Origin of the sequence: Marinimicrobium sp. (assembly GCF_002695945.1) — a bacterium.
GTDB classification, from domain to species: Bacteria; Pseudomonadota; Gammaproteobacteria; order Pseudomonadales; family Cellvibrionaceae; genus Marinimicrobium; species Marinimicrobium koreense.
Genome location: NZ_NZQP01000016.1, coordinates 18916 through 42752 on the forward strand (window position 1 = coordinate 18916; position 23837 = coordinate 42752).

The 23837-nt window shown below is 59.4% G+C and carries 20 protein-coding genes and 1 tRNA gene; 3 read left to right on the plus strand and 18 right to left on the minus strand.

What is annotated here, in order from left to right:
• Positions 1-8 precede the first annotated feature (8 nt).
• The 6 genes from sufD to trmJ all read right to left on the minus strand — a co-directional run bounded on the left by sufD (position 9) and on the right by trmJ (position 6524).
• Positions 9-1322: a Fe-S cluster assembly protein SufD gene (gene sufD / locus CMG77_RS02395; protein WP_286804554.1), complete on the minus strand. Its 1314-nt coding sequence runs from the start codon at positions 1320-1322 to the stop codon at positions 9-11.
• A 3-nt stretch (positions 1323-1325) separates the two neighbouring features.
• Positions 1326-2075, minus strand: coding sequence for a Fe-S cluster assembly ATPase SufC (gene sufC / locus CMG77_RS02400; RefSeq protein ID WP_024459853.1), 750 nt, complete (start codon positions 2073-2075; stop codon positions 1326-1328).
• 155 nt (positions 2076-2230) lie between these two features.
• Positions 2231-3670: a Fe-S cluster assembly protein SufB gene (sufB, locus tag CMG77_RS02405; RefSeq protein WP_024459852.1), complete on the minus strand. Its 1440-nt coding sequence runs from the start codon at positions 3668-3670 to the stop codon at positions 2231-2233.
• A 254-nt stretch (positions 3671-3924) separates the two neighbouring features.
• Positions 3925-5109: an IscS subfamily cysteine desulfurase gene (locus CMG77_RS02410; protein ID WP_286903551.1), complete on the minus strand. Its 1185-nt coding sequence runs from the start codon at positions 5107-5109 to the stop codon at positions 3925-3927.
• A gap of 42 nt (positions 5110-5151) precedes the next feature.
• Positions 5152-5628: a Fe-S cluster assembly transcriptional regulator IscR gene (iscR, locus tag CMG77_RS02415; protein ID WP_286903552.1), complete on the minus strand. Its 477-nt coding sequence runs from the start codon at positions 5626-5628 to the stop codon at positions 5152-5154.
• 86 nt (positions 5629-5714) lie between these two features.
• The gene (gene trmJ, locus CMG77_RS02420) at positions 5715-6524 is read right to left on the minus strand and encodes a tRNA (cytosine(32)/uridine(32)-2'-O)-methyltransferase TrmJ (protein ID WP_286903553.1); all 810 of its coding nucleotides are present in this window, start codon (positions 6522-6524) and stop codon (positions 5715-5717) included.
• Between the two features lie 227 nt (positions 6525-6751).
• On the opposite strand from trmJ, the gene CMG77_RS02425 reads away from it, so the two are divergent.
• On the plus strand, positions 6752-7552 hold the full coding sequence (locus tag CMG77_RS02425) for an inositol monophosphatase family protein (protein WP_286903554.1): 801 nt from the start codon (positions 6752-6754) through the stop codon (positions 7550-7552).
• Positions 7553-7679: 127 nt separating this feature from the next.
• Here CMG77_RS02425 and CMG77_RS02430 read toward each other — a convergent pair whose 3' ends face one another.
• The 5 genes from CMG77_RS02430 to queA form a co-directional block, all read right to left on the minus strand.
• On the minus strand, positions 7680-9692 hold the full coding sequence (locus tag CMG77_RS02430; RefSeq protein ID WP_286903555.1) for a PAS domain-containing protein: 2013 nt from the start codon (positions 9690-9692) through the stop codon (positions 7680-7682).
• A gap of 70 nt (positions 9693-9762) precedes the next feature.
• Positions 9763-10926 (minus strand): protein translocase subunit SecF, encoded by a 1164-nt coding sequence (gene secF, locus CMG77_RS02435; protein WP_286903556.1) that lies wholly within the window; start codon positions 10924-10926, stop codon positions 9763-9765.
• A 12-nt stretch (positions 10927-10938) separates the two neighbouring features.
• A complete protein-coding gene (gene secD / locus CMG77_RS02440) occupies positions 10939-12816 on the minus strand; it encodes a protein translocase subunit SecD (protein WP_286903557.1) in 1878 nt (625 codons plus the stop codon).
• A 125-nt stretch (positions 12817-12941) separates the two neighbouring features.
• Positions 12942-14060, minus strand: coding sequence for a tRNA guanosine(34) transglycosylase Tgt (tgt, locus tag CMG77_RS02445; protein WP_123638825.1), 1119 nt, complete (start codon positions 14058-14060; stop codon positions 12942-12944).
• A 15-nt stretch (positions 14061-14075) separates the two neighbouring features.
• Entirely contained in the window at positions 14076-15155 is a 1080-nt protein-coding gene (queA, locus tag CMG77_RS02450) for a tRNA preQ1(34) S-adenosylmethionine ribosyltransferase-isomerase QueA (protein WP_286804560.1), read from the minus strand.
• A 411-nt stretch (positions 15156-15566) separates the two neighbouring features.
• Here queA and CMG77_RS02455 point away from each other — a divergent pair.
• A tRNA-Leu gene (locus CMG77_RS02455) sits at positions 15567-15653 on the plus strand.
• Positions 15654-15894: 241 nt separating this feature from the next.
• Here the strand turns inward: CMG77_RS02455 and CMG77_RS02460 are convergent.
• The 6 genes from CMG77_RS02460 to CMG77_RS02485 form a co-directional block, all read right to left on the minus strand.
• On the minus strand, positions 15895-16845 hold the full coding sequence (locus CMG77_RS02460; protein ID WP_286804561.1) for a DUF2931 family protein: 951 nt from the start codon (positions 16843-16845) through the stop codon (positions 15895-15897).
• Positions 16846-16906: 61 nt separating this feature from the next.
• A complete protein-coding gene (locus tag CMG77_RS02465) occupies positions 16907-18226 on the minus strand; it encodes a phospholipase effector Tle1 domain-containing protein (protein ID WP_286804562.1) in 1320 nt (439 codons plus the stop codon).
• Positions 18223-19323: a hypothetical protein gene (locus CMG77_RS02470; RefSeq protein WP_286804563.1), complete on the minus strand. Its 1101-nt coding sequence runs from the start codon at positions 19321-19323 to the stop codon at positions 18223-18225. The genes CMG77_RS02465 and CMG77_RS02470 overlap by 4 nt, the downstream gene beginning before the upstream one ends.
• 214 nt (positions 19324-19537) lie before the next feature.
• Entirely contained in the window at positions 19538-20044 is a 507-nt protein-coding gene (locus CMG77_RS02475) for a CC0125/CC1285 family lipoprotein (RefSeq protein ID WP_286804564.1), read from the minus strand.
• Positions 20045-20083: 39 nt separating this feature from the next.
• Complete coding sequence (locus tag CMG77_RS02480) at positions 20084-20815, minus strand: anti-sigma factor family protein (RefSeq protein ID WP_286804565.1); 732 nt, start codon at positions 20813-20815, stop codon at positions 20084-20086.
• Positions 20812-21303: an RNA polymerase sigma factor gene (locus CMG77_RS02485; RefSeq protein WP_286804566.1), complete on the minus strand. Its 492-nt coding sequence runs from the start codon at positions 21301-21303 to the stop codon at positions 20812-20814. Before CMG77_RS02485 ends, CMG77_RS02480 begins: the two co-directional genes overlap by 4 nt.
• Before the next feature lie 131 nt (positions 21304-21434).
• On the opposite strand from CMG77_RS02485, the gene CMG77_RS02490 reads away from it, so the two are divergent.
• Positions 21435-22799, plus strand: coding sequence for a S8 family serine peptidase (locus CMG77_RS02490; RefSeq protein WP_286875460.1), 1365 nt, complete (start codon positions 21435-21437; stop codon positions 22797-22799).
• A gap of 6 nt (positions 22800-22805) precedes the next feature.
• On the opposite strand, the gene CMG77_RS02495 is transcribed toward CMG77_RS02490, so the two are convergent.
• Positions 22806-23801, minus strand: coding sequence for a hypothetical protein (locus tag CMG77_RS02495; RefSeq protein WP_286804569.1), 996 nt, complete (start codon positions 23799-23801; stop codon positions 22806-22808).
• Positions 23802-23837 lie beyond the last annotated feature (36 nt).

Below are 23837 nucleotides of genomic sequence, written 5' to 3' on the forward strand. Positions count from 1 at the left end.
GGTGAGGATCAGGCCTCTTCGCTCTGAATGTGTCTCAGAAGATCGCTGTTACTGCTGAACAGGCGGGCCAGGCGCGGGCCGAGGTAGTTACGCACGGCCGGCTCGGCGACATCCTGCAACAGCTCGTTGATAAAGCCGAAGTTCAGCATGACCTGCGCTTCCTCCCGCGAAATGCCGCGGGCCTGCATGTAGTACAGCGCGGTTTTGTTCAACTGACTCACGGTGGCACCGTGGGCACACTTCACATCATCCGCGTAAATTTCCAGCTCGGGCTTGGTGTCCACTTCCGCCTTGGGCGAGGTCAGCAGGTTTTTGTTGCTGAGCTCCGCCAGGGTTTTCTGGGCATCCTGGTGAATATGGATGCGACCATTGAACACCGCGTGCGCCGAGTCACCAATAATGCCCCGAAAGACTTCGTTACTGGTGCAGTGCGGCACCTTGTGCTGCACATTGGTGTGGTAGTCGATCAACTGCTTGTTGCGCGGGACATACACGCCCTGCAGATCCAGGTGCGCACCATCACCGCAATGGTTGATCTGATAATCAATACGCTTGAGCTTGCTGCCCTGGGCAACGGTAAAACCGCGCAACTGCGAACTGCGCTGCAGGTTGGCGTGAATGCCGCCCACGTGCAGCAGGTTCTCTTCTTCCAGATTGATCCGATAGTGGTGCAGGAACGCATTCTCGCCCACTTCAATTTCGGTCAGGCTGTTTACGAAGCCGTTCTGCTCGTCGTCGGTCGAGGCGAAATGCTCGATAATGCTCGCCTGAGCGCCGGTTTCCAGCACCACCAGCAACCGCTGGTTGGCGGTGGCCGGCGCACTGCCCGGCGTGGACACCTGCACCACATACAGCGGCTTGGCCAGCTTGGTGTCTTTCGGGACGTGCACCAGCACACCGTCCTCAGACGCCCAGGCGTTGCTGAGTGCGGCGAACAGATGGTGTTCGCTGTCGACGATTTTACCCAGATGCTGACCAATAACGGCCTGCTGCTCCGCACTGGCATCGCCAAAGCGAACCACTTCAGCGGGCAAAGCGTCCGACGCCTCGGGATCGAACACGCCGTTGACGAACACCAGACGCGTCGCATCCAGTTCCAACCATTCGATCTGGTCCTGCCACTGGGCGGTGGATTCGGCCCACTGCGCAAATTCGGTTTTCTGCAGCGGCGCGAGCGGGGTGTATTTCCACTGCTCGGTTTTGCGGTTTGGCCAGGGCGTTTTCAGCCACTGCCGGGCGCCACTGGTGCGCAGCTCGGACAGCCAGTCCGGGCTATCCTGCTGCCCGGCCAGTTGCAACGCCTGTTGCTGAAAATCACTCATCGCTTACACCACCTCTTCTTCGAGCCAGCTATAACCTTTCTCTTCCAGCTCATGCGCCAATTCTTTACCGCCGGACTTCACGATGCGGCCGCCAGCCAATACGTGAACCTTATCCGGGACGATGTAGTTGAGCAGCCGCTGGTAGTGGGTGACCACGATAAAGCTGCGATCTTCCGCCCGCATGGCGTTCACGCCATTGGCTACCACCTGCAGGGCATCGATATCCAGCCCGGAGTCGGTTTCATCCAGAATGCAGACGGTGGGCTTGAGCAGCATCATCTGCAGAATTTCATTGCGCTTTTTCTCACCGCCGGAGAAACCTTCGTTGACCCCGCGTTTTAGAAACGACGGGTCCAGGTCGACCGACTTGCAGGTCTCGCGGGCCAACTTCAGGAAGTCCACCGAGGAAATCGGGTCTTCACCGCGGTGTTCACGGTGCGCGTCCACCGCCGCTTTCAGAAATTCCATGTTGCTGACACCGGGGATTTCCACCGGATACTGAAAGGCCAGGAACAGGCCCTCGCGGGCGCGCTCTTCAGGCTCGAGTTCAAACAGGTCTTTGCCATTGAACTGCACGCTGCCGGCGGTCACTTCGTAGCCTTCGCGGCCGGTCAGCACATTGCCCAGGGTACTCTTGCCCGAACCGTTCGGGCCCATGATGGCGTGCACTTCGCCGGGTTTGATGTCCAGGCTCAGGCCCTTGAGGATTTCTTCATTCTCGACGCTGGCGCGCAGGTCTTTGATGGTCAGCATAGTGTCGGTTTCCAGTTTCATATAACGTAAATTCGGTTCGTCGTGTGCGGTGGTTTCGAGTTTGGGTGGCGGCGTTGGTTTGGGTAACGGCGGATGCGCGCTTCGCGCTTATCCGCCCTACGCAAACTGCGGTGCTATCCGCCGCTATCCAACGATTAACCCACCGAGCCTTCGAGGCTCACTTCCAACAGCTTGCCGGCTTCCACCGCAAACTCCATCGGCAACTCTTTAAACACTTCCCGGCAGAAGCCATTCACAATCATCGAGACGGCTTTTTCGGGATCCAGGCCGCGCTGCTGGCACAGGAACATCTGGTCGTCGCTCACCTTGGAGGTGGTCGCCTCGTGCTCCACCACCGCACTCGGATTCTTGCTCTCGATGTACGGGAAGGTGTGCGCGCCGCAGCGATCGCCGATCAGCAGTGAGTCACACTGGGTGTAGTTCCGTGCACCCTCGGCACCGGGGTTCATCCGCACCAGGCCGCGATAGGCGTTGGAGCTCCGGCCGGCGGAAATACCCTTGGAGATGATGGTCGAGCGGGTGTTCTTCCCGATGTGAATCATCTTGGTGCCGGTATCGGCCTGCTGGTAGTTGTTGGTCAACGCCACCGAGTAGAACTCACCGACGCTGTTGTCCCCGCGCAGAATGCAGCTGGGGTACTTCCAGGTAATGGCCGAGCCGGTTTCCACCTGGGTCCAGGAAATTTTGGCATTGGTGTGGCAGAGGCCGCGTTTGGTCACAAAGTTGTAGATACCGCCCTTGCCCTGTTCGTCGCCGGGGTACCAGTTCTGCACCGTGGAGTATTTGATTTCGGCGTTGTCCAGAGCCACCAGCTCAACCACCGCGGCGTGCAACTGGTTCTCATCGCGCATGGGCGCGGTGCAGCCTTCCAGGTAGCTGACATAAGCGCCTTCTTCGGCGACGATCAGCGTGCGCTCGAACTGGCCGGTATTCTGCTCGTTGATCCGGAAGTAGGTGGACAGCTCCATCGGACAGCGTACGCCCTTGGGGATGTACACAAACGAACCATCAGAGAAAACCGCCGAGTTGAGCGCGGCATAGTAGTTGTCTTTCTGGGGCACTACCGTACCGAGATACTTTTTGATCAGCTCTGGGTACTCGTGTACCGCCTCACTGATCGAGCAGAAAATCACACCCGCTTCTTTGAGCTTTTCACGGAAGGTGGTCACCACAGACACGGAGTCAAACACCATGTCTACCGCCACGCCCGCCAGCATCTCCTGCTCGTGGACCGGGATGCCCAGCTTTTCGTAGGTGCGCAACAGCTCGGGATCGACCTCATCCAGGCTCTTGGGCCGATCTTCCATACTCTTGGGCTGGGAGAAGTACGACAGCGCCTGGAAGTCGACCTTGGGGTAATGTACGTGGGCCCAATTGGGCTCTTCCATCTGCTCCCAGGCACGGAAGGCCTGCAGGCGCCAGTCGAGCATCCACTCGGGCTCACCTTTTTTCGCGGAGATAAACCGGACGACGTCTTCATTCAGACCGGGCGGCAAGGTATCCGTATCGATCTGGGTATGGAAGCCGGCGGCGTACTCGCGCTTGATCAGTTTTTCAACTTCTTGCTCTGCCATCACTTCACCTCTGTCTCCGCATTCGGAGTGAGTTAGCTAAAATTCGGTTGTTCGATTCCGCGATTGTTCGCGTTGTTCTGTCGGATTACGCTTCGCTAATCCGACCTACGGGTACTTTGGTGCCCTGTTTCCGCATCCCTTGCGTTAAGTCGGATTACGCTTTGCTAATCCAACCTACTTGTTTTGTTCGGTGCTGGTGTTCACCCTCTCGTAGGTCGGATTAGGCCGCAGGCCGTAATCCGACGTCCGCCTATTTAGGCGCTGGCCTTACGTTGCAGCTTTGGCACCACGTCGCGAATGTGCTGGATCGCGAACTGCACCTCGTCCTCGGTGGTCAGGCGCCCCAGACTGATACGCAAAGAGGCCTGGGCCAGATCGTTACTCAGGCCAATCGCCTTGAGCACATAGCTCGGCTCCAGACTCGCCGAGGTGCAGGCCGAGCCGGTCGCCACCGCGAGTTGGCGCAGCGACAGCAGTAGCATTTCACCATCGCAACCGCCGAACGCAATATTGAGGTGACCGCAGGCCGTGTGAGCCAGGTCCGTGTTCAACTGGATGCCCGGCAGATCGGCAATGCCCTGCCACAACTCATCCCGCAAGGCGGCAATACGCGGCGGATCTTCCGCCAGGCGATCAGCGGCCAACTGGGCCGCCGCCCCCATGCCCACACACTGATGGGTGGGCAAGGTGCCGGAGCGCATGCCCCGCTCGTGACCACCGCCGTGAATCTGGGCGCTGATTTTCACCCCCGGATCACGGCGAACATACAAAGCACCAATGCCTTTCGGGCCGTACATTTTGTGCGCCGAGAGGGACATCAGGTCCACGTTCTGTTCCGCCACATTCAACGCCAGCCGCCCGCCACTCTGGGCTGCATCAACGTGAAACAGGATGTCCTGCTCCCGGCAAATGGCGCCGATCCCGGCAATATCGTTGACGCTGCCAAGCTCGTTGTTCACATGCATCACGCTGACCAGAAACGTATCGTCCCGCAGCGCGGCGCGTACCACTTCCGNCTCAATCCGTCCGCTGGNATTNGGGGNCAGATANGTGACCTCAACGCCCTGCTCCGCCAACCAGTGAGCAGGATCAAGCACCGCCTTGTGTTCAATCGCGGAGACAATCAGGTGGCCTGCGGGCAANCCNGCCCGGCGGCGCGCTTCCCAGACGCCTTTNAGCGCCAGGTTATCCGCCTCGGTNGCGCCNCTGGTCCAGACAATTTCGCGGTTATCCGCGCCGATCAGGTCCGCCACCTGTTGACGGGCATTCTCCACCGCTTCTTCCGCCTGCCATCCATACAGATGGGAGCGCGAGGCCGGGTTGGCAAAATTGCCCTCCCGCGTCAGGCAGGCCGCCATCTGCTCGGCCACCGCCGGGTCGACCGGCGTGGTGGCGGCATAGTCCAGATAAATGGGCTGACGTGGAGCGCTCAACGTCATCGATTACTCAAACCTCGTTGCTAGACGATACCGGAACGGCGTCTACAGCTGGCTGCACAGAATCTGCTCAGCCGAGAGCTGCTGTTGGTGGTCCTGACGGGCCCGAACCGCTTGAATGTCGCGCCGTTCGACCAGATCCGCCAGGCTGATATCACTTAAAAACTGATGAATTTGGGCACTGAGATCTTCCCAGAGGTGGTGCGTCAGGCATACTTTGCCGTTNTGGCAGTCCCCTTTGCCCTCACAGCGGGTGGCATCGAGGGACTCACTGACCGCNTCCACCACTTGNGCCACCGANATGGCTTCAAGGCGCTCCGCCANGCGGTAACCGCCGCCGGGGCCGCGAACACTGCTCACCAGCTTCTGCCGNCGCAGCTTGGCAAACAGCTGTTCCAGATAGGACAGGGATATACCCTGGCGATTGGAGATATCCGCAAGGCTCACTGGCCCCTGCTCACTGTGCAGGGCCAGGTCCAGCATCGCGGTGACCGCGTATCGACCTTTGGTAGTCAGTCTCATGCCCGGATTGTCGCCTCTAGCCTTGGTGGANNGTGGNTACCGAGCTGTCGGAAACCCACCCGTCTATAACCAAGTATTTTACTCAACTATTCNCCATTATCCAAGGGCTTTTCGTTCTCCGGCGCCGCCTCNAGGGATTTCAGGCGNTTATCCGTGTNGTAAATGTAGTTTTGCGTGGCCGTCAGCACGCCGCGCAGAATGCTCAGCTCCATCTCATCCGGGCGGATGCGGTGGTACAGGCGGCGCAGCCGGGTCATGGTCTGGCGGGGGTTATCCGGGTTGAGGAAATCCAGGGTTTCCAGCGTCTGCTGAAGGTGCTCGAAATACCGCTCNANNGCCTCGCTTTTNGCGGGGGGCATATCCCATTCGGTTTTGCCCAACGGGCCGCCCTCTTGCTGCGAGAGGTGGGCCATACGNAGCTCGTAGCANAGCACCTGCACGGCGGTNGCCAGNTTCAGGGAGCTGTATTCCGGGTTGGCGGGAATATGCACNTGGTACTGGCACTTGTGCAGCTCCTCGTTGGTCAGACCCCGGTCCTCGCGCCCNAACAGCAGTGCCACCTCGTGCTCGCCCGCCTCCTGCCAGCACCGCTCGCCGCACTGGCGTGGGTCCACCAGCGGCCAGGGAATCCGGCGTTCGCGGGCNCTGGTGCCGACCACCAGGCCACAGCCCTCAATGGCCTCATCCAGCGTTTCCACCACCACGGCTTTATCCAGCACATCCAGTGCCCCGGCGGCCCGCCAGACGGCCTTTTCCGAGGGAAACTCCTTGGGCTCCACCAGATAGAGGCGGGACAGCCCCATATTCTTCATGGCCCGGGCGGCACCACCGATGTTGCCCGGATGAGAGGTATTCACCAGAACGATGCGGATATTGTCAAAAGGGTTGGCGGTCATAACGGTCTCTTGATCGATAGCGATTGCGTGGGCGCGGGGCCCCTAAAGGCCGCGCATTCTATCATGAACCACCCGGCCCGGGTTCACGGCGGCCCGCCCCGGCCAAGATGGGNCAATTGCNCCATGGCGCTGGCGAGCCGGCGCGCTTGCCGTTATACTGTGCGGCCTTCGCGAGGCCNGCCCTCGCCCCGTTCTTTCCCATTTTTCACGAAAAGACTGATTGCCCTATGGAACCCATGTTGACGATGGCTTTGCGCGCGGCGCGCAAGGCGGCAGAACTGATTGAACGCGCCTACGAACGCCCGGACACCATCAAGGTTGAAAACAANAGCCCCAACGACTTCGTCACCGAAGTGGATCGGGGAGCCGAACAGGCGATCATTCAGGTGTTGCGCAAGGCCTACCCGGACCACAGTTTCCGCGGTGAAGAAAGCGGGACCACNCAGGGCAAGAACCCGGACTATGTCTGGGTGATCGATCCNATCGACGGCACCACCAANTTCGTGCANGGCATGCCCCATTTTTCNGTCTCCATTGCCTGNTTNTACAAAGGACAGGTNGAGCACGCCGTGGTACTCGACCCCGTCAAGCGCGAAGAATTTACCGCCAGCCGCGGCCGCGGCGCGTCACTCAACGGCCGTCGNATCCGNGTNTCCANCCGTCGCGGCCTGGAAGGNGCCCTGCTGGGTACCGGCATNCCNTTNGANGGNCCNGCNCTNGCCAAAATNCANCCTTNNNTNGCCNGCATCNNTGANCTNGCAGGCCAGACCGCNGGCATTCGNCGNGCNGGCTCAGCGGCNCTNGATCTGGCCTANGTGGCNGCNGGNCGCTANGACGCNTTCTGGGANATGCATCTGAACGAGTGGGATTTCGCGGCGGGTGTGCTGCTGGTGAAAGAGGCCGGCGGCTTGATCAGCGACTTCCGCGGCGGCACCTCGTATATGGATACCGGCCACATCGTGTGTGGTACACCGAAGGTGTTCAAGCCGGTGTTGCAGGTGGTACAGAAGCATTTGGGGCACGTTTGAGGTAAAAGGCTGGTGTCTGGTGGANGCGGTNGGTATTGGTAACGGCGGATGCGCGCTTTGCGCTTATCCGCCCTACACAACCGACCGTAGGGCGGATAAGCGCGCATCCGCCGTCACCTGGCGTTACCTAAGCCAAAAGCTTCTTGAGCGTCCGAACCAGGTGATTGATTTCCACCGGCTTGGTCAGATAATCAAAGAACCCCGCCTTGCGGCCCCGCTCCACATCGTAGGCCATGGCGTTGGCCGACAGCCCCACCACCGGAATATCCGCGGTCACGGGGTCACGCTTTAACACCGACAACGCCTCGTAGCCATCCATCCCCGGCAGATTGATATCCAGAATGATCACGTCCGGCCGCTCACTGCGAGCCTTGTAAATCCCGAGGAACGCCTCTTCGGCCACTTCCAGCGTCAACATCGGGTAGCGACTCAGAATCTGTTGCATCAGGCGGATATTGGACGGGTTGTCCTCCACGTACAGAATGGTCCGAGGCTCTTCAAGCACCAACGCTTCCGGCTCCTCATCCGCCTTCGGGTCATGCTCGCGGCGGTTGACCACCAGGTCCTGATTCCACTCCGTGGACAGAGGCAGATCCACCCAGAACTCGGTGCCCACCCCTTCGGTACTCTCGAAGGACAGCTTACCGCCCATCATCTCGACCAACTGCTTGGTAATCACCAGCCCGACACCAGACCCCTCGACTTTTGAGTACTCCGCGTTGAGGCGATTGAAGGGCTGAAACACTTCGTGCTGACGGCTGGCCGGTATACCCTGGCCGGTATCGCGAACCGTGATGCGCAGGCGGTTATCGTCCCGCTCCGACAAACTGACTGCCACTTCACCACCGACCTGATTGTATTTCACCGCATTGCTGACCAGATTGAGCAACGCCTGCTTCAGACGGGTGTTGTCGGCCACCACGTAAGTGCTCTCAAGGCGCTTCAGGTCCGCGCTTAGCTTGATGCCACCGGCGTCGGCCTGGGGTTGAATCAGCGTAAAGCACTCGGCGACGACCCGGGACACCAACACCGGCTCCAAGGAGAAAGTCATTCGGCCGGACTCGATCTTGGCCAGATCCAACACATCATTGATCAGTTGCAGCAGATGCTCGCCCGCCTTGCGGATTTCCCGGGCGTTATCCATCTGACTGTCGGTNAGGTTGTCGTCATACTGAAACAGCTGNGCATANCCCAGAATGGCATTGAGCGGCGTGCGCAGCTCGTGACTCATGCTGGAGAGGAANTCGGACTTGGCCTGATTGGCTTTTTCCGCCGCGTCTTTGGCCTGCACCACCCGCTCTTCAGCGCGCTTGATGTCGGTGATATCCATATTGGTGCCGGACATACGCACCGGATTGCCTTCGGTGTCAAAACTGGCTCGCCCTCGGGCGCGAATCCAGCGGATGTCGCCGTCTTTGCCGAAAATTCGGTACTCAATATCAAACGGNGCCCGNCCGGCCATGTGATCNGCCAGGGTCTGNTCAAACTTGGGNAGGTCTTGCGGGTGAATNTGAGAGCGCCANACCGACAGGCGGTTCTGNCCCCGGATCACCACATCGTCTTTCTCGTCGTAGCCGGCGTGCTCCCAGCAACGNTTGGAAAANTGGAAACCCTTNCGGTCTGCGTACCACTCCCAGATNCCGTCATTGGACGCCTGGATGATGCGAGCCTGACGCGCCTCACTTTCACGCAGGGCCGCTTCGACATTNTTCAGCTCGGTGATGTCNAAGTTGACCCCGGAGATGTACATGACNCGGCCGTACTTGTCGCGAATGGAGTTCGCTCGGGCCTGGGTCCAGACGTAGTTGCCTCGNTTGGTGAGGATCCGGTANGCGGTGTTGAGAGGTTCGCCGCTGCGCAGGTGTTCGCGCACGGCTTCGAGCATGTGNTCCCGATCGTCGGGNTGGATGTAATCCGGCAGCGCTGTGGCGTCGCTGATGCGGATTTTATCTTCGTCNTTGAACCCCAGCGANTCCCAGAANCCGCCGGACCAGTCAATGCGGTTGGAGGTGAGGTCCCACTCCCAGAAGCCGTAGCCGCTACCGTTGAAAATCCGGCGATAGCGNGCCACCAGGTCGCGCAGCTCGTCGCTGTTTGCCTGGCTCAATTCTTCATCGCTGATGGTGATGCCTTTCGACATAAGCTCTGCTCATCGATCGGGCGGATACCCTCACCACTGGNATCCGCACTTTTTCAGCGGTTCACGAGGCTCAGGGAGCCAACTCTTCCTGCTCCTCGCCCTCTTTCGGCGGTGGCATGAGGTCTTCTTTGGTCAGGTGCATTGCCGACAGAATGTTGGCCGAGACATAAACCGANGAGTAGGTACCGACCAGCACNCCGACAATCAGCGCAAATGCAAAGCCACTGATCAACTCGCCACCGAAGAAGTACAACACCAGCAACACCAACAAGGTNGTCAAGGAGGTCAGCAGGGTCCGCTCCAGCGTCTGGGTCAAGGAGGTATTGATCACCTCGTTGGTGGTGCCCCGACGCATTTTGCGGAAGTTTTCCCGCACCCGGTCAAACACAACGATGGTATCGTTCAGTGAATAACCGATCACCGCCAGNACTGCGGCCAGCACCGTCAGATCGAAATCCAGGCGCAGGACCGAGAANACNCCCAGAACAATAATCACATCGTGAACCAGGGCCAGAACCGCGCCGATGGAGAATTTGTACTGGAAGCGGATCGCCACGTAGATCATCACCACGGCCAAGGCGAACAACATGCCCAGCCCGCCCTGNTCGCGCAGCTCTTCACCCACCTGCGGNCCGACAAACTCGCTGCGCCGCAGATTGATGCTCGCTCCGGTCGCCTNTTCCAGNGCGTCAATCAGAAATTGGGAATAGACATTGTCCAGAGCGTTTTCAACGGCAACGGTGACGGCCTCACCCTCNGTCGCGATCTGTGTGCGACCGTAGTANCGCGGGTCAAACAGGTCCGCCGAGCGCAGCGCTGACTCACTGACGCCATTGAACACCAGCACTTCGGAGAACTGGGTCTGGTCGCTGGCGGCGTTGCGCACATCGGCAATGGTCGCACTGTCGGACAGGGACGCGAGCCNCTCTTCCAACTGCTCCAGTACACCGTCACTCAGAGCATCCTGNGTGCGGATCAGAACTTCCGAGTCCGAGCCGAACAGAATCGCCACGGGGTTCTCAAGGCCCTGCTCGCCCAGCACCGAGCGGATGGTGGACAGATCCGCCGGGCGATCGAAGCCCAGCTCGACCTGGGAACCGCCNGTAAAGTCCAACCCAAACTCCAGACCACGCGTCGCCAGAGAGACGATGGAAGCCAGCAGCAACACGATGGAAATGGTGGCGCAGGTTTTGCGCCAGCCCATAAAATTAATCACTTTTGATTCCGGTAGCATAGTGGCGCTCTCTTAGATCCAGATCTTCTTCAGGTTGCGACGGCGGCCGTACACCAGNTTGGCCAGCGCCCGAGTGCCCATGATCGCGGTAAACATGGAAGTCAGAATACCGATGGACAGGGTGACCGCAAAACCCTGTACCGGACCGGTGCCAATGGCATACAGAATGACCGCCACCAGCAAGGTGGTGATATTGGCANCCAGAATACTGACGAAGGCCCGCTCATAACCGCTGTAAATAGCNGACTGGGGCGAAGCGCCCTCTTTCAGCTCTTCCCGAATCCGGGAGAAAATCAGNACGTTGGCGTCCACCGCCATACCCACGGTCAGCACGATACCGGCAATACCCGGCAGCGTCAGAGTGGCGCCCAGCAGGGACATGACCGCCACCAGCAGAAGGATGTTGGCCCCCAAGGCCAGGTTGGCAAAGATGCCGAACACCCGGTAGTAAATCAGCATAAAGACCAGCACCAGCGCCAACCCGAGCACNACCGAGTTCAGACCGGTCTGAATGTTTTCTGCCCCGAGAGATGGTCCAATGGTGCGCTCTTCCACAAAGTACATGGGCGCCGCCAGAGCACCGGCGCGNAGCAGCAGCGCCAGTTCGGAGGCTTCCGCCGGGGACTCCAGACCGGTAATCCGGAACTGCTTGCCCAGCGCACTCTGAATGGTCGCCAGACTGATGATTTCCCGCTCGACGTAGTTCTCCCGCACCTCGACGGTTTCGCCCGCCTCATTGGTGGCATATTCAGTGCGGGTTTTGTGTTCAATGAACAGTACGCCCATGCGCCGTCCGACATTATCCCGGGTCGCGCGGTGCATTTTGGTACCGCCCAGGCCGTCCAGGGTAATGTTCACCTGGGGCATATTGGTTTCTGCATCGAAGCTNCTGGTGGCGTTGGCCACATGGTCACCGGTCAGAATGATCTGACGTTCCAGCTCNGCACCGCCAAAGCGNTGCTTGTCNGCTTCACTGCGGTAAGGGAACTCTTCTTTCATGGATACCAGCGTATCCGGGCCGGCCTCNAGGCGGAATTCCAGGTTGGCGGTTTTGCCGATCACCCGCTTGGCTTCGGCGGTGTCCTGNACCCCCGGAAGCTGCACGATAATCCGGTTACCGCCCTGACGCTGCACGACCGGCTCGGACACACCCAACTCATTCACCCGGTTGCGCAGGGTCACCAGGTTCTGGCCGAGGGCGTAGTCTTCAATTTCAGAAATCGCCGTTTCGCTCAACTGCGCGGTAAAGCGGAAGTCCTCTTCCCCGGCATCTTCGGTCTGGAATACCAGCGTGTCGTATTCATCTTCCATCAGGGCGAGCGCCTGGTCCCGCAGCTCGGCCGAACGGAAGCGCGCCAGAATGCTCTGGTCGTCTTCAACCTCCAGCGCGTTGTAGCGGATACGCTCTTCGCGCAGCGTGCCCTTCATTTCGTCGGCAGTGATTTCCTGACGGGTTTCAATGGCCGAGGCGGTATCGACTTCCAGCAGGAAGTGCACACCACCGGAGAGGTCCAGACCCAGGCGCATGGGGGCACCGCCCAGAGACACCAGCCAATCCGGTGTGGTCGGCGCCTGATTCAGAGCGACCACAAAATCACCACCCAGAGATTCCTGCAGGGTGCGGCGGGCGGTCATCTGCTCATCTTCACTGGCCAGGCGCACCAGAACGGCATTTTCGCCCAGCTCTACGCCGACATATTCAATGCCCTGTGACTGAAGTTGCCGTTCTACCTGCTCCACCGTGGAAGCATCCATGGTGGTCGCCCCGGATTGACCGGAAATCTGTACGGCGGGGTCGGGCGCATAGAGGTTGGGCAGCGCGTAAATGAATCCCAGGGTAACAACCCCCAGAATCAAGAGGTATTTCCAGAGCGGGTAGCGGTTATGCATAAACGGTTCCGTGGCTTATTCGACGGTATCGGATACGGATGAAGGCCCGGATTATACCGATTTCCCCCAAGACAACAATGAAAGTAGGGTAATGAACGGGGCGCAGCCGCACCCCGCCCGGTGATTTATGGCGTCAGCGGCGGCACGTCCTTACCGAGGGCCCGATAGAAGTCGGCCACGAAAGCCTCCAACTCGCCGGCGGCAATGGCCTCCCTCAGCCCGGCCATCACCAGCTGGTAGTAGCGCAGGTTGTGGATGGTCTGCAGCTGAGCGCCGAGGATCTCACCACACTTGTCCAGGTGATGCAGGTAAGCGCGGCTGAAGTTCTGGCAGGTGTAGCAGTCACATTTGGGATCGAGGGAGCCGGTATCGTGGCGATGTTTGGCATTGCGGATCTTGATCACCCCCTCATGGGTGAACAGGTGGCCATTGCGGGCGTTGCGGGTGGGCATCACGCAGTCGAACATATCCACGCCTCGGCGCACGCCCTCCACCAGATCCTCCGGCTTGCCCACGCCCATCAGATAGCGGGGCTTGTCTTTGGGCATATGGGGCGTCAGGGCCGACAGTACGCGCACCATATCTTCTTTGGGCTCGCCCACCGACAGGCCGCCGATGGCGTAGCCGTCAAAGCCGATTTCCTCCAGCCCCGCCAATGATTCCCGGCGCAGGGACTCATACATGCCCCCCTGCACAATGCCGAACAGCGCGGACGGATTGTCACCGTGGGCATCCTTGGAGCGCTTGGCCCAGCGCAGGGACAGCTCCATGGACTTGCGCGCCTCATCCTCCGTGGCCGGGTACGGGGTGCACTCATCGAAGATCATCACAATGTCCGACCCCAGATCCCGCTGGACCTGCATGGCCTCCTCAGGGCCGAGAAATACCGGGCTGCCATCAATGGGCGAGCGGAACGACACGCCCTCTTCGGTGATTTTGCGGATATCCCCCAGGCTGAACACCTGAAAGCCACCGGAGTCGGTCAGAATCGGGCCGGACCACTGCATAAAATCGTGCAGATCGCCGTGGGCCTTGACCACCTCGGTGCCCGGACGCAGCATCAGGTGAAAGGTGTTTCCCAGGATTATCTGAGCGCCAATGGCCTCAATATCCCGAGGCAACATGCCCTTGACCGTGCCGTAGGTGCCCACGGGCATAAAAGCCGGGGTTTCCACCACGCCCCGGGGGAACTTCAGGCGGCCGCGTCGGGCCAGGCCGTCTTCCCGGTCCAGTTCAAACTGCATAAAGGAAGACATCTTTTATCCCTCGGAAGGACTACCCGGGAGATCGCGCGGAGCGTCCGGGTTGCGGGTGATAAACATGGCATCGCCGTAACTGAAAAAGCGGTATTCCTGAGCCACGGCTTCTCGATAGGCGTCCATGATGTGTCGGTAACCCGCAAAGGCGGACACCAGCATCATCAGCGTGGACTCGGGCAGGTGGAAGTTGGTCAGCAACGCATCCACCGCTCTGAATTCAAAGCCGGGGGTAATGAAGATATCGGTCTCGCCCTGGTAGGCGGCCATGCCCTGTCCCGGTTCGGCACGAGCGGCGGCGGTTTCCAGGCAGCGCACGCTGGTGGTGCCCACGGCAATCACTCGACCGCCGGTCGCGCGGGTGGCGCGCACCTGCTCGGCCACCTGCTCATTCAGGTCCATGACCTCGCTGTGCATTTTATGCTCGGCAATATTGTCCACCCGCACCGGCTGAAACGTGCCCGCACCCACATGCAGGGTGACAAAGGCCAGATTGACGCCTTTGGCCTGCAACTGGGCCAGCAGGTCATCATCAAAGTGCAGACCGGCGGTAGGCGCGGCGACAGCGCCGGCCTTGCGACCGTACACCGTCTGATAACGCTCCCGATCCAGTTCCTCATCTTCCCGGTCGATATAGGGCGGCAGCGGCATATGCCCCAGGCGCTCCAATACCGACAGCGAGGTTTCCTCTGGCGGGAAGTTCAGCTCGAACAGGTCGTCGCGCCGCCCGGTCACCGCCAGGCGGGTGCCGTCTTCCAGCACGATCAGACTACCAATCTTGGGGGACTTGCTCGCCCGGGTGTGGGCCAGCACCCGCGCATCGGTCAGCAGGCGCTCCACCAGAATCTCAACCTTGCCACCGGTGTCTTTCATCCCGAACAGGCGGGCGGGAATCACCTTGGTATCGTTGAACACCATCAGATCCCCGGGGCGCACCTGCTCCAGCAGGTCCGGGAATTGACCGTGGGTCACCTTCCCGGTCGGGCCATCCAGCCCCAGCAAGCGACTCCCGCGTCGCTCGGCAGCCGGTTCACGGGCAATCAGGGATTCGGGCAGATCGTAGTAAAAATCCTGGCGGCGCATAAGACGTATATTCAGGCAGGTTCAAAAGCCCGCAAGGGTACCGGAAAACCCCGAAAATGACCACCAGATCGCGGGGTTTTACGGCGGATGCGGGCTTATTAATACCGCTGCGCTCGGCCCCTACGCGACCTGCTGTGCTATCCGTAGGGCGGATAAGCCGAAGGCGCATCCGCCGCAACCCAAAGCCCCACACCCACCACCACCAAAATCCTTGGTTGACGAACCCCCGCACGCTGCTATAATCCCGCCCCGCAACGCAGTAAACCTGTGCCAGAGTGGCGAAATTGGTAGATGCCGTGCAGGATGCACAAATGTCGCGAAGGGCAGGAGCCCGAGAGCGACCGCAGGGCCAGCGCAACGCGCTGGTAAAGACCTGAAACCCGCACTAAAGCACATAGCGGCTTATACAGTGCCAGAGTGGCGAAATTGGTAGACGCAGGGGATTCAAAATCCCCCGCCCGAGAGGGTGTGCCGGTTCGAGTCCGGCCTCTGGTACCACTTCTTTCTTGTGATCCGCCTCCAAGATACAGCTCAGCAAAGCCTGTAGGAACAGTCATCATCGTTGGGCTACGGCGGATGCGCTACGCTCCGATGCGTCGGACCGATCCGCCCTACTCAAGCCTCACTCCTATCCGCAACGCACTCGCCGTCCCCAACTCGCGTAGGGCGGATAAGCCGAAGGCGCATCCGCCGTATGGTGTTTCGGGCAACGGTCCACGTCCGATGGCTCGATGTGGGGCTAATTGATCTCCTCCACGGTAAACCTCTCAAGGTCGATATGCTCATCGTCCCGGTTTCTCACCCGGATGGCGGTTTCTGACCGGGGGATTCCCGGCGCGATATCCAGATAGAGGGGGTTATCACCTTCCGCCATCTTTTCGAACACGCTCAACATCTCGTCCTCATCGAAATGGATGATGAAAAGATACTTGCCGCTGTGGAAACTCATGCGCTTGGGTAAGGGCCTGGGCTTGGCGGCGTCTTCCTCGGTGAGGGGGTAGCGTAAGTGATAGAGCTCGCCGTTGAGGTAATTGATCGTTCCCGGAGAATCCGGCCCCGCCATACGGAAGAACTCGGGCTGCCAATGGTAGTGGGTGCGCATTCGCTCCCATTTGTCGAAGGGTATGCCTTCGGTTTCGAGGCGTTTTCGCTGCTCGGGTGTCAGGTAAAGCTCAAGCGCCTTCTCGACGTACTGCTCTCTCGGCTTTGGATGATCGCTCATAAAAGCGTCAGACCAGTATTTCTTCCAATCGTAATCAATGGGCTCAGCTTTCCCAAAAAATATTTCTGTGGTTTTGCCAATACCGACCAGCCAAACCGCGACGCTGCCTCCGGGAGCCATGCCGACGGTCAGTTCGTCATAGTACATAGTTGCTGGAGGCGTCTTATGATTTGGATAGCCCTCATTAACCATCTGCACAATGCTCTCATAGGGCAGTTCAAATTCGCCCCGATAGAACTGATCTTCCAAGTACGAATAATAGGTAATCCGCAACCTATCCGGTAATGGCTTTTGATCCGGCCCTACCACATGGGTGGAAACGGGATATCCCCAGCCGTGATGGACTGTTTTACCGTCGGGGACGTAAAGCCCATGATCGTCGCCTGGATACAGAAAAGTTCCGGAAATCACCTCCATCGGGTAATCATTGGGCGCCGACTCCGACGCCAGCCAATCCGCTTTGGTCATAGAATCCTCACAACCGAGTAACAGTAACAGTGCCGATAACAGAGTGTATCGGCGCCGGGCTTTAACCTTCATGGTATTTTCGCCTACGTTGGCCCTCGTGAAGTCTGGGCGCCATACCCACACTCGAATAATGCGCAGAAAGATGCAGGTACTGATGGCGAATAATACGAAGCAAGGGGTCACGACCCTGCCAGTGTTCTGGCCTGGATTCATTACCCGATGCCACATAGGCCTGTATGCGACCCTGCAGTTCCTGCAACTCGTCGGACTCTTCGCTCAAATCAACGAGCTCCGGGAATTTCTGCTCATTCATACTCACCCCCTCATCCTGAATAAACTCCGCCATCAGCTCCAACGGGATTTTGCTATAGCTGGTTTTCACCAGTTCTCGCTCGGCATGAATAACGTGGCTCAACGTATTGCGGGAAGTGGGTAGCCTAAGTTCCTCTGGGCGGTACCAACCTTGCGCCAGAAGCCAGTCACGATCGATGTGGCGGTCCCGCTGATGCCCTCGATAGACGACCTGAGCCTCGGGGCCAGAGCGGTAGCCTCCACCCACATCGCTATGGGCGCCGGGCAGACATATGCGCTGCCCTTTCCCTCCAGCACTATCAATAGTGGTCAGGGAGAAGTTACTCCGGTACTCCTCCGAAGCCTCCAATTGAACAACGCGATTGGCCCTGCGAATCGAATCCAGCTTGAGTGTCTTCACATCGTTATTGAACGACATCCCGTGGGAGGAAACAGTATCAAAGAGCCCGACCAGGTTGATCTCGATTTTATCGGCGGGAAATCCCTCAACCTCCAGCTGCTCGGATATTGGCTCACCGCCTGCGTCCATGAGCTTATGGATGCAATAGCGGGCACTCGCAGCGCCACGGCTAAATCCAAACAAATCAATAGCCAATTGCTTCAGCGTGGTGTCTTCGTCCGCACTCTGGAAAAGCTTCCTCAATTTTGACACCGCTTTCTCAATACCTTTTTTGACCTTCGCGTCTATACCGGTAGACCCTGTTCCCATTGCCAACCCTCTGCGATAATCGGCTTCCCGGTCTTCGGTGCCAGCGCCTTCAACATACAATTTGAGAGCATGCTGAAAAGGTTCAGGCGCCTTCTTGTCATCGACTTGCGCCTCCAACAGAGCGATATTGGACTTGCCATTGTTATAGCTTTGATAGGCCTTCAGCCCCACCCACTGATCGGCCAACGCCTGGTACACCTCAGTATTCTTCTCCCGCTCCTCCACATTGGTACGGTTATTGGCCGTCCCATCAAAAAACAACAGCAGCCGAACACTGATCTTTTTCTTGCCCTCGTCATCTTCATCGCCGCCGCTATTGGGCGGCTGGGGCACAAACACGCCCTCGCCTACCTGTGTCATATCGCTTCTCCTTTGCTGATTTCCATTGCCTTGGGGCGTTTCTCTACGATCAACGCACCGCGCAGGCCAGCATCGGATGAGCTGTACACCAAATGACTCTGCGCCCTGGTGTTTTTCAACAGATCAAATGCAGCCAGCGCCAGCAGCGAGGGGGCCGTGGCACTGCCCAGGTCGCCGTAATACTCGGAGGGGTGCACCAGCTGGACGTCATCGCCCAGCCGTTCCCAGCTGCGGGTCATGGCCACACCGTACTCCTTGGCCCAGTAACGTTCGCCGTTCATGCTGCTGTAAATACTGTGAATGGCCGGGCCGTTGTAGTCCGCCAGCGCCGCTTTGAATGCGGCGTCCAGCCCCTCGCCCCGATAGGGTTCGTCGCTGAACCAATGCCCGACTTCCCGCGCCAGGCCCGGCGGATGTACCACGATGATTTGTCCGTTCTCCTCCAGAGCCCTCGCCGGGTCTGCGGTCAGCACCACAAACGCCGCGCCCTCCCCCGGCGCGTAGCCATCGTTTGGGCCCAGGGTCAGCAGCCGATTCTGCTGTTCCGGTATGCGCAGGCGGGTGTAGTTATTGGGTGAATCGCTGGCCCCAATGACCATGCCTTGCGGGTAGGCCTCCGCCAGGTAGTCATAGCCGAAAGCCACAGCCTCCAGGCCCGCCGCACGACCCGTGTGCAGGCTTCGCAGTAATTCCGGCAGCAGCCAATCGTGGCCGGACAGGGCCAGGTTGGTTTTGAATTTATTCAGGGGAAGGCAATCGGCGCACAACTCGGGCTCGTTCATGGCCAGAATCAACGGCGCCTGCTCGGGAAAGGCGCCCTGCTCCGCCAACTGACCCAAAGCGTGAAGCGCCATTTTGATCGCATGGTCTTGCGGTTCGCTGTGAAAGTCTCCCTCATCCAGCGCCCAGCCCGGGTGGTCAAACACTTCATCGGGCACCGGCGCCAACCGGATGGGGTTGCCGCTATCATCGACAAAGCGGGAGAGGGTGTAGCGGTTAATACCGGCACCGGCTGCCGCCCAGACCATGGAAACGGAGCCACCAATGGCGTTTACCATGCCCATGCCGGAAAGATAGAGTTGTGGCGCGTCGTCCATATACGCATCGTCCTTGGTCAGACATTGGAACCAGACCGAAGTCTAATCAGCAGACCGAAAAGCCGCAAGTTAAGCGGAACTGACGGTTACCGTTTTGTGAATCGGCTCACAACGGTGGCGCGCGACATCAGGAAGCGCTTGATAACCATTTTCGGACAGGCCCAGAATCCAGACAGCCCAATCAACATGCCCGATCTGGACCACCGCCTCTTCCCTAATTCACACGCTTGCGCAGATTGTTCCGCACTTCCAAGGCATCGTAGCTGTCGACTTCGGTGGGGCGTACGCCCTTGCCCAGACGGATTTCCAGAATCACTTCCGACTCTGCCCTATTACCCGAATTGATCTCGGCGCCGAAAGTCGTGGAGGGACGGGAGCTTGTGGTGCAGCCGAGCAAGCCGCAGCGGCGCTCCACCTCCCGGGTGCGGCTTGCGCTTACTTGACTGCCTGACTCCCGCTTCTCACCATCGACTTGCCGGTCGGCAACAACAAACCAGTCGTAGTCCGCCATCAACGTTAGCTCGGCGGCGCGTAGCAGGGCGTAGTCCATGGCTTCAAACTGGGTGTCGCCGCGCATTTTGAACGATACACGGTACCGGTTATCGGCAATCTGGCTTTCCCGGTAGCCGTAGCCGCCGTCTGAGGCGGGCTGGTAAACCTCGGGTGCCGCACAGGCACTGATAAACAGAACCATCATCAAGGATGCTATTGGCTTTTTCATACATTACCTCCCGGTTTCCTGGTAAATGACTGGTGATGGCTATTGCTGCCAATCTCGCTCAATCAATTGTTTTTCCTGTTCCGGCTCAATGATGCCGCCGGCCATCATCTGATCGAGTGCGCTGTCCAGTAATGAGCCACCACTGGCGGTCTGATAGCTGCCGGGCTCCGTCGCCCGCTGACGAATGCTGGCCAACTCTTCCCAGCCGGCCTCGGTCTGTTGAGCTCGGCAGGCGATATTCTCCGACCGTTCGCCCGCGCCGGTTACCCGGTACTGCCGGCAGTGCTGCCCATCCCGATTAACAAAGGTGAGGCGGGGGGTAATTTCCCGTCCGTCGGGCAGAGCTTCGGTGGTGCCGCTGGGCAGCGTTTCCAGGCGCTCGGCGACCGGCTGAAATGCGTCGATTTGCGGACTTCCGACATTGTCGGTGACCTCGGCCAGTCCGAACCCGAACGCCAACGCAATAGCCGCCGCAATGCCGGTTTGCGCGTTCAGTGCCTGACGGGCCCGGCGCCAAAGGGGAAAGGCAATCACCTGCGCGGACTCGGGCTTAGCGTCATCTTCCGCCAGCATCTGTTGAATACCACTCGGCAATGGCCGTTCATCAATGGCGTGGGCCCGCTCGCTCACCAGTTTGTCCACGGCGCTCAGTTCCGCCAGGCGGTCTGCCAGTGCCGGATCTTCGGCCAACCGGACGCGAACCTGCTCCATTTCGGCCGGGGGCAGCTCGCCGTCCAGAAAGGCCGACAGGGTTTCATCGTTGATATTCATGAGCTGGTCCTCGCTACAGGTAAGTTCAGGCTTTCTATAAGAGCGGTTCGGGCACGAGCCAGGCGGCTCATCACGGTGCCCGGGGGTATTTCCAGCGTGGCGGCCGCCTCCTTGTAGGACAGGCCCTGGACGGCCACCAGCGACAGCACCAGACGCTGGTCGTCCGGCAACCTGTCCATGGCCCGGCTGACCTGATCGAGCTCAACTTCGCTCGCCATGGCCCGCTCTCCGTCGACAATTTCGCGCTCCTGCAATTGCGGCTGCAAGGTCGCTTCCTGGCGGACCTTCTGGGCGCGGTAACCGTCGATCCACAAATTCCGGCAAACCCGGAACAGCCATTTCGTCAATTCCACTCCTTCGGGTACAGTACGGTTCAGCGCCCGCTCTACCGTGCTCTGCAGCAGGTCGTCGGCCTCATCCATCGACCCGGTGAGCGAGTAGGCAAACCGCCTGAGCTGAGGCAATACCTCGGACAATTCGCTTTTCATAGACAGCACCTTTCTGTTGTACCCTGTTAACGGGCCAGCCGGGTTTTTTATTCCCGGCCCCAGGAATTTTTATCGGGTGAGGCCGTTATAGTAACAGGTACCCCACTAGCTCCTTCACCGGATATGCGATTATGAAAGCCAAACCCCGACCGACCCGGCTGCGCCCGCTGGTACTGTGCCTGCTGGGCCTCAGCACTGTCGCCCAGGCCCAACTGGGTTTGCCCTCCGCGGTGACCGACCGGGTGGACCGCTCCATTGATTCTGTAGAGCGCGTGCACCGGGATACCCTTCCCGCCGATGTCACCAGCGCCCTGGAGCGCCGACTCACGGCCGCTTTGCCGGAGCAACTGCCAGACACCCTGCGCCCACCGGCAGAACCCCTGGATGCCCTTCCGAGCCGCGTGCCGATACTGGACTCCCGGGGCGCCACCCTGTTTATGGACGTGGAAGTGGAGGACGGCTGGCGAGCCGTGCAGCACGAATGGCTGCTGATGCTCGCCCCCGGGGAACTGGCGTTGCTGGAACCCCTGAATGTTGAGATTCTGGAGCAGAAACGCCTACCGAAACTGGGGTTGGAGATGGTGCGCTTCCGGGTGCCGGCACGGCTGGACTCCTACGCCGCGCTACAAAACACCTTGCCGGCCGACCTGGCCGAACGGCTGGACCGAAATCACATCTACAATCCCCAGGCCGCCAACCCGTCATCGGAATCCGCCGAGCGACCGCGCAAGCCTCTGTGCGAACAGCCGGTGAAAGTCGGCATGGTCGATACCGCCATCGCCACCGAGCACCCAGGGCTGATCAACAGCCGCATCGTGGAACGGAACTTTTTACCAGACCCCGAGGGTACCGACGAAAAGGGCCCGCCCACCGGGCATGGCACGGCGGTAGCCGGACTGATGTTGGGGATCATTGACGAGACGCCGGCGCGGTTGCCGGGGGCGACGCTCTATAACGCCTCGGTATTCTACAGCCGCAACCAATACGCCCAGGGCGCCACCATGATGCATCTGGTGTCGGGTCTGGAATGGCTGATCGGGCAGGAAGTCAGCGTGATCAATATGAGCCTCACGGGGCCCGACAATCGCGTGCTCGCCACCGTAATGGAGCGTCTTACCGCTGGCGGTATCGCCGTAGTCGCGGCAGCGGGTAATGAAGGCCCGGCAGCCCCACCGCTTTACCCGGCGGCCTATAGTGGCGTGATCGCCAGTACCGCGGTAGATGCCGACGGGCAGGTGTATCGCTGGGCCAACCGTGGAGAGCATATCGATTTTGCCGGCCCCGGCGTGTCGGTACGCACCACCCGGGGCACGGGGGAGTTTGGTCATGAGAGCGGCACTTCCATGGCCGCTCCGACGGTGACCGCCCATGTGGCCTGTGCTTTGGCCAAGCAACTGGCCTCAAGTGGGAACGTGGTGCAATATCTGGCCGGGCAAGCGAAAGATCTTGGGGAGGCAGGCCGCGACCCGATTTTCGGTCACGGCCTGCTGCAATAACAGTAATCAGAACTCCACACTTAGCAGCGCCGATACGCCGGTTTCCCGGTAGTCCGCCGCATCAAAGTTCGAACGGTAGTTACCGTGCTCGACTTTGGTTTCCAGCGCCAGCCACTCCAGAAAACTGAGTGTCCAGATTGCTTCGACCACATGACTGCGGTCGTGCCGGGTGCCCGTGCCGGTTGGCGACATGGGGTCACCGGTTCCGGGCAGCCCTTCTCCGGTTTCATTATCGGTAACTGGCAGCGACTGCTCGTTGCCGTAATCCCGATCCTGGTAACGCCAGCCCAACTGAATCCTGCTTTCCTGACCGGCGATCGACCCTGTATGGGAATAGCGGGCCCGCAGTTTAAGCGCGGTATTGTCGAACGCCGGCGAGTAAGCTTCTTCCTCTTGGCGGCTAACGCCCAATGACCAGAAAGTGCGTGCATCATTGAAAAAGTAATACACATCGCCGGCCAGCTCCTCACCATCGGCATTGCGATCGCGGTTGTTCTCGAACCGCTTTTCGCTCTCGGTGTAGGCACCGCGAACATAAACACCCGAACTAAAAAGTTTGGCAGCATAAAAGCTGTCCTTGGTCAGATCCAGCAAGGGCTCGGACGCGAGCTCGGCGTCCGCGACGTGTCGACTCAGACCCCAGGTAATGCCCGCCAGATCAATGGCACCATCAAGCGAAGCGATACCCAGGTCCTGGTCGAATTCGCTGACCTCGTGGTATCGACGCGAGGACAGGCTGTAACTGCCTTTCAGGGTAATACGCTCGGTCGGATAAAGCTCACCACCGACCCGGCCGTAAAACACATTTGCCCAGTCGCCCTGGTTAGATGTCTGGTCCAGCGACGCAACCGACAGCGTCGAATCATAGGCACCGCCAGCGTGGAGCTTCACATTGAAATCAGCCTTGTTATTCGACGCCTCATCGTTTTGAGCACAAGCGGTAACACTGGACAAAGCGGCGGCAAGGGTCAGTGCCATTCGGGGTAGTGTATTCATATTCATGGGAATGACTCCGTAAAAAAACACCGGTCGGGCCGA

Excerpts from the sequence above, each read along its gene's own strand:
- sufD (WP_286804554.1), bottom strand. The coding sequence starts at position 1,322 with ATGAGTGATTTTCAGCAACAGGCGTTGCAACTGGCCGGGCAGCAGGAT.
- sufC (WP_024459853.1), bottom strand. The coding sequence starts at position 2,075 with ATGCTGACCATCAAAGACCTGCGCGCCAGCGTCGAGAATGAAGAAATC.
- sufB (WP_024459852.1), bottom strand. The coding sequence starts at position 3,670 with ATGGCAGAGCAAGAAGTTGAAAAACTGATCAAGCGCGAGTACGCCGCC.
- tgt (WP_123638825.1), bottom strand. The coding sequence starts at position 14,060 with ATGCAGTTTGAACTGGACCGGGAAGACGGCCTGGCCCGACGCGGCCGC.
- queA (WP_286804560.1), bottom strand. The coding sequence starts at position 15,155 with ATGCGCCGCCAGGATTTTTACTACGATCTGCCCGAATCCCTGATTGCC.
- CMG77_RS02460 (WP_286804561.1), bottom strand. The coding sequence starts at position 16,845 with ATGACCAAAGCGGATTGGCTGGCGTCGGAGTCGGCGCCCAATGATTAC.
- CMG77_RS02465 (WP_286804562.1), bottom strand. The coding sequence starts at position 18,226 with ATGACACAGGTAGGCGAGGGCGTGTTTGTGCCCCAGCCGCCCAATAGC.
- CMG77_RS02470 (WP_286804563.1), bottom strand. The coding sequence starts at position 19,323 with ATGGACGACGCGCCACAACTCTATCTTTCCGGCATGGGCATGGTAAAC.
- CMG77_RS02475 (WP_286804564.1), bottom strand. The coding sequence starts at position 20,044 with ATGAAAAAGCCAATAGCATCCTTGATGATGGTTCTGTTTATCAGTGCC.
- CMG77_RS02480 (WP_286804565.1), bottom strand. The coding sequence starts at position 20,815 with ATGAATATCAACGATGAAACCCTGTCGGCCTTTCTGGACGGCGAGCTG.
- CMG77_RS02485 (WP_286804566.1), bottom strand. The coding sequence starts at position 21,303 with ATGAAAAGCGAATTGTCCGAGGTATTGCCTCAGCTCAGGCGGTTTGCC.
- CMG77_RS02490 (WP_286875460.1), top strand. The coding sequence starts at position 21,435 with ATGAAAGCCAAACCCCGACCGACCCGGCTGCGCCCGCTGGTACTGTGC.
- CMG77_RS02495 (WP_286804569.1), bottom strand. The coding sequence starts at position 23,801 with ATGAATATGAATACACTACCCCGAATGGCACTGACCCTTGCCGCCGCT.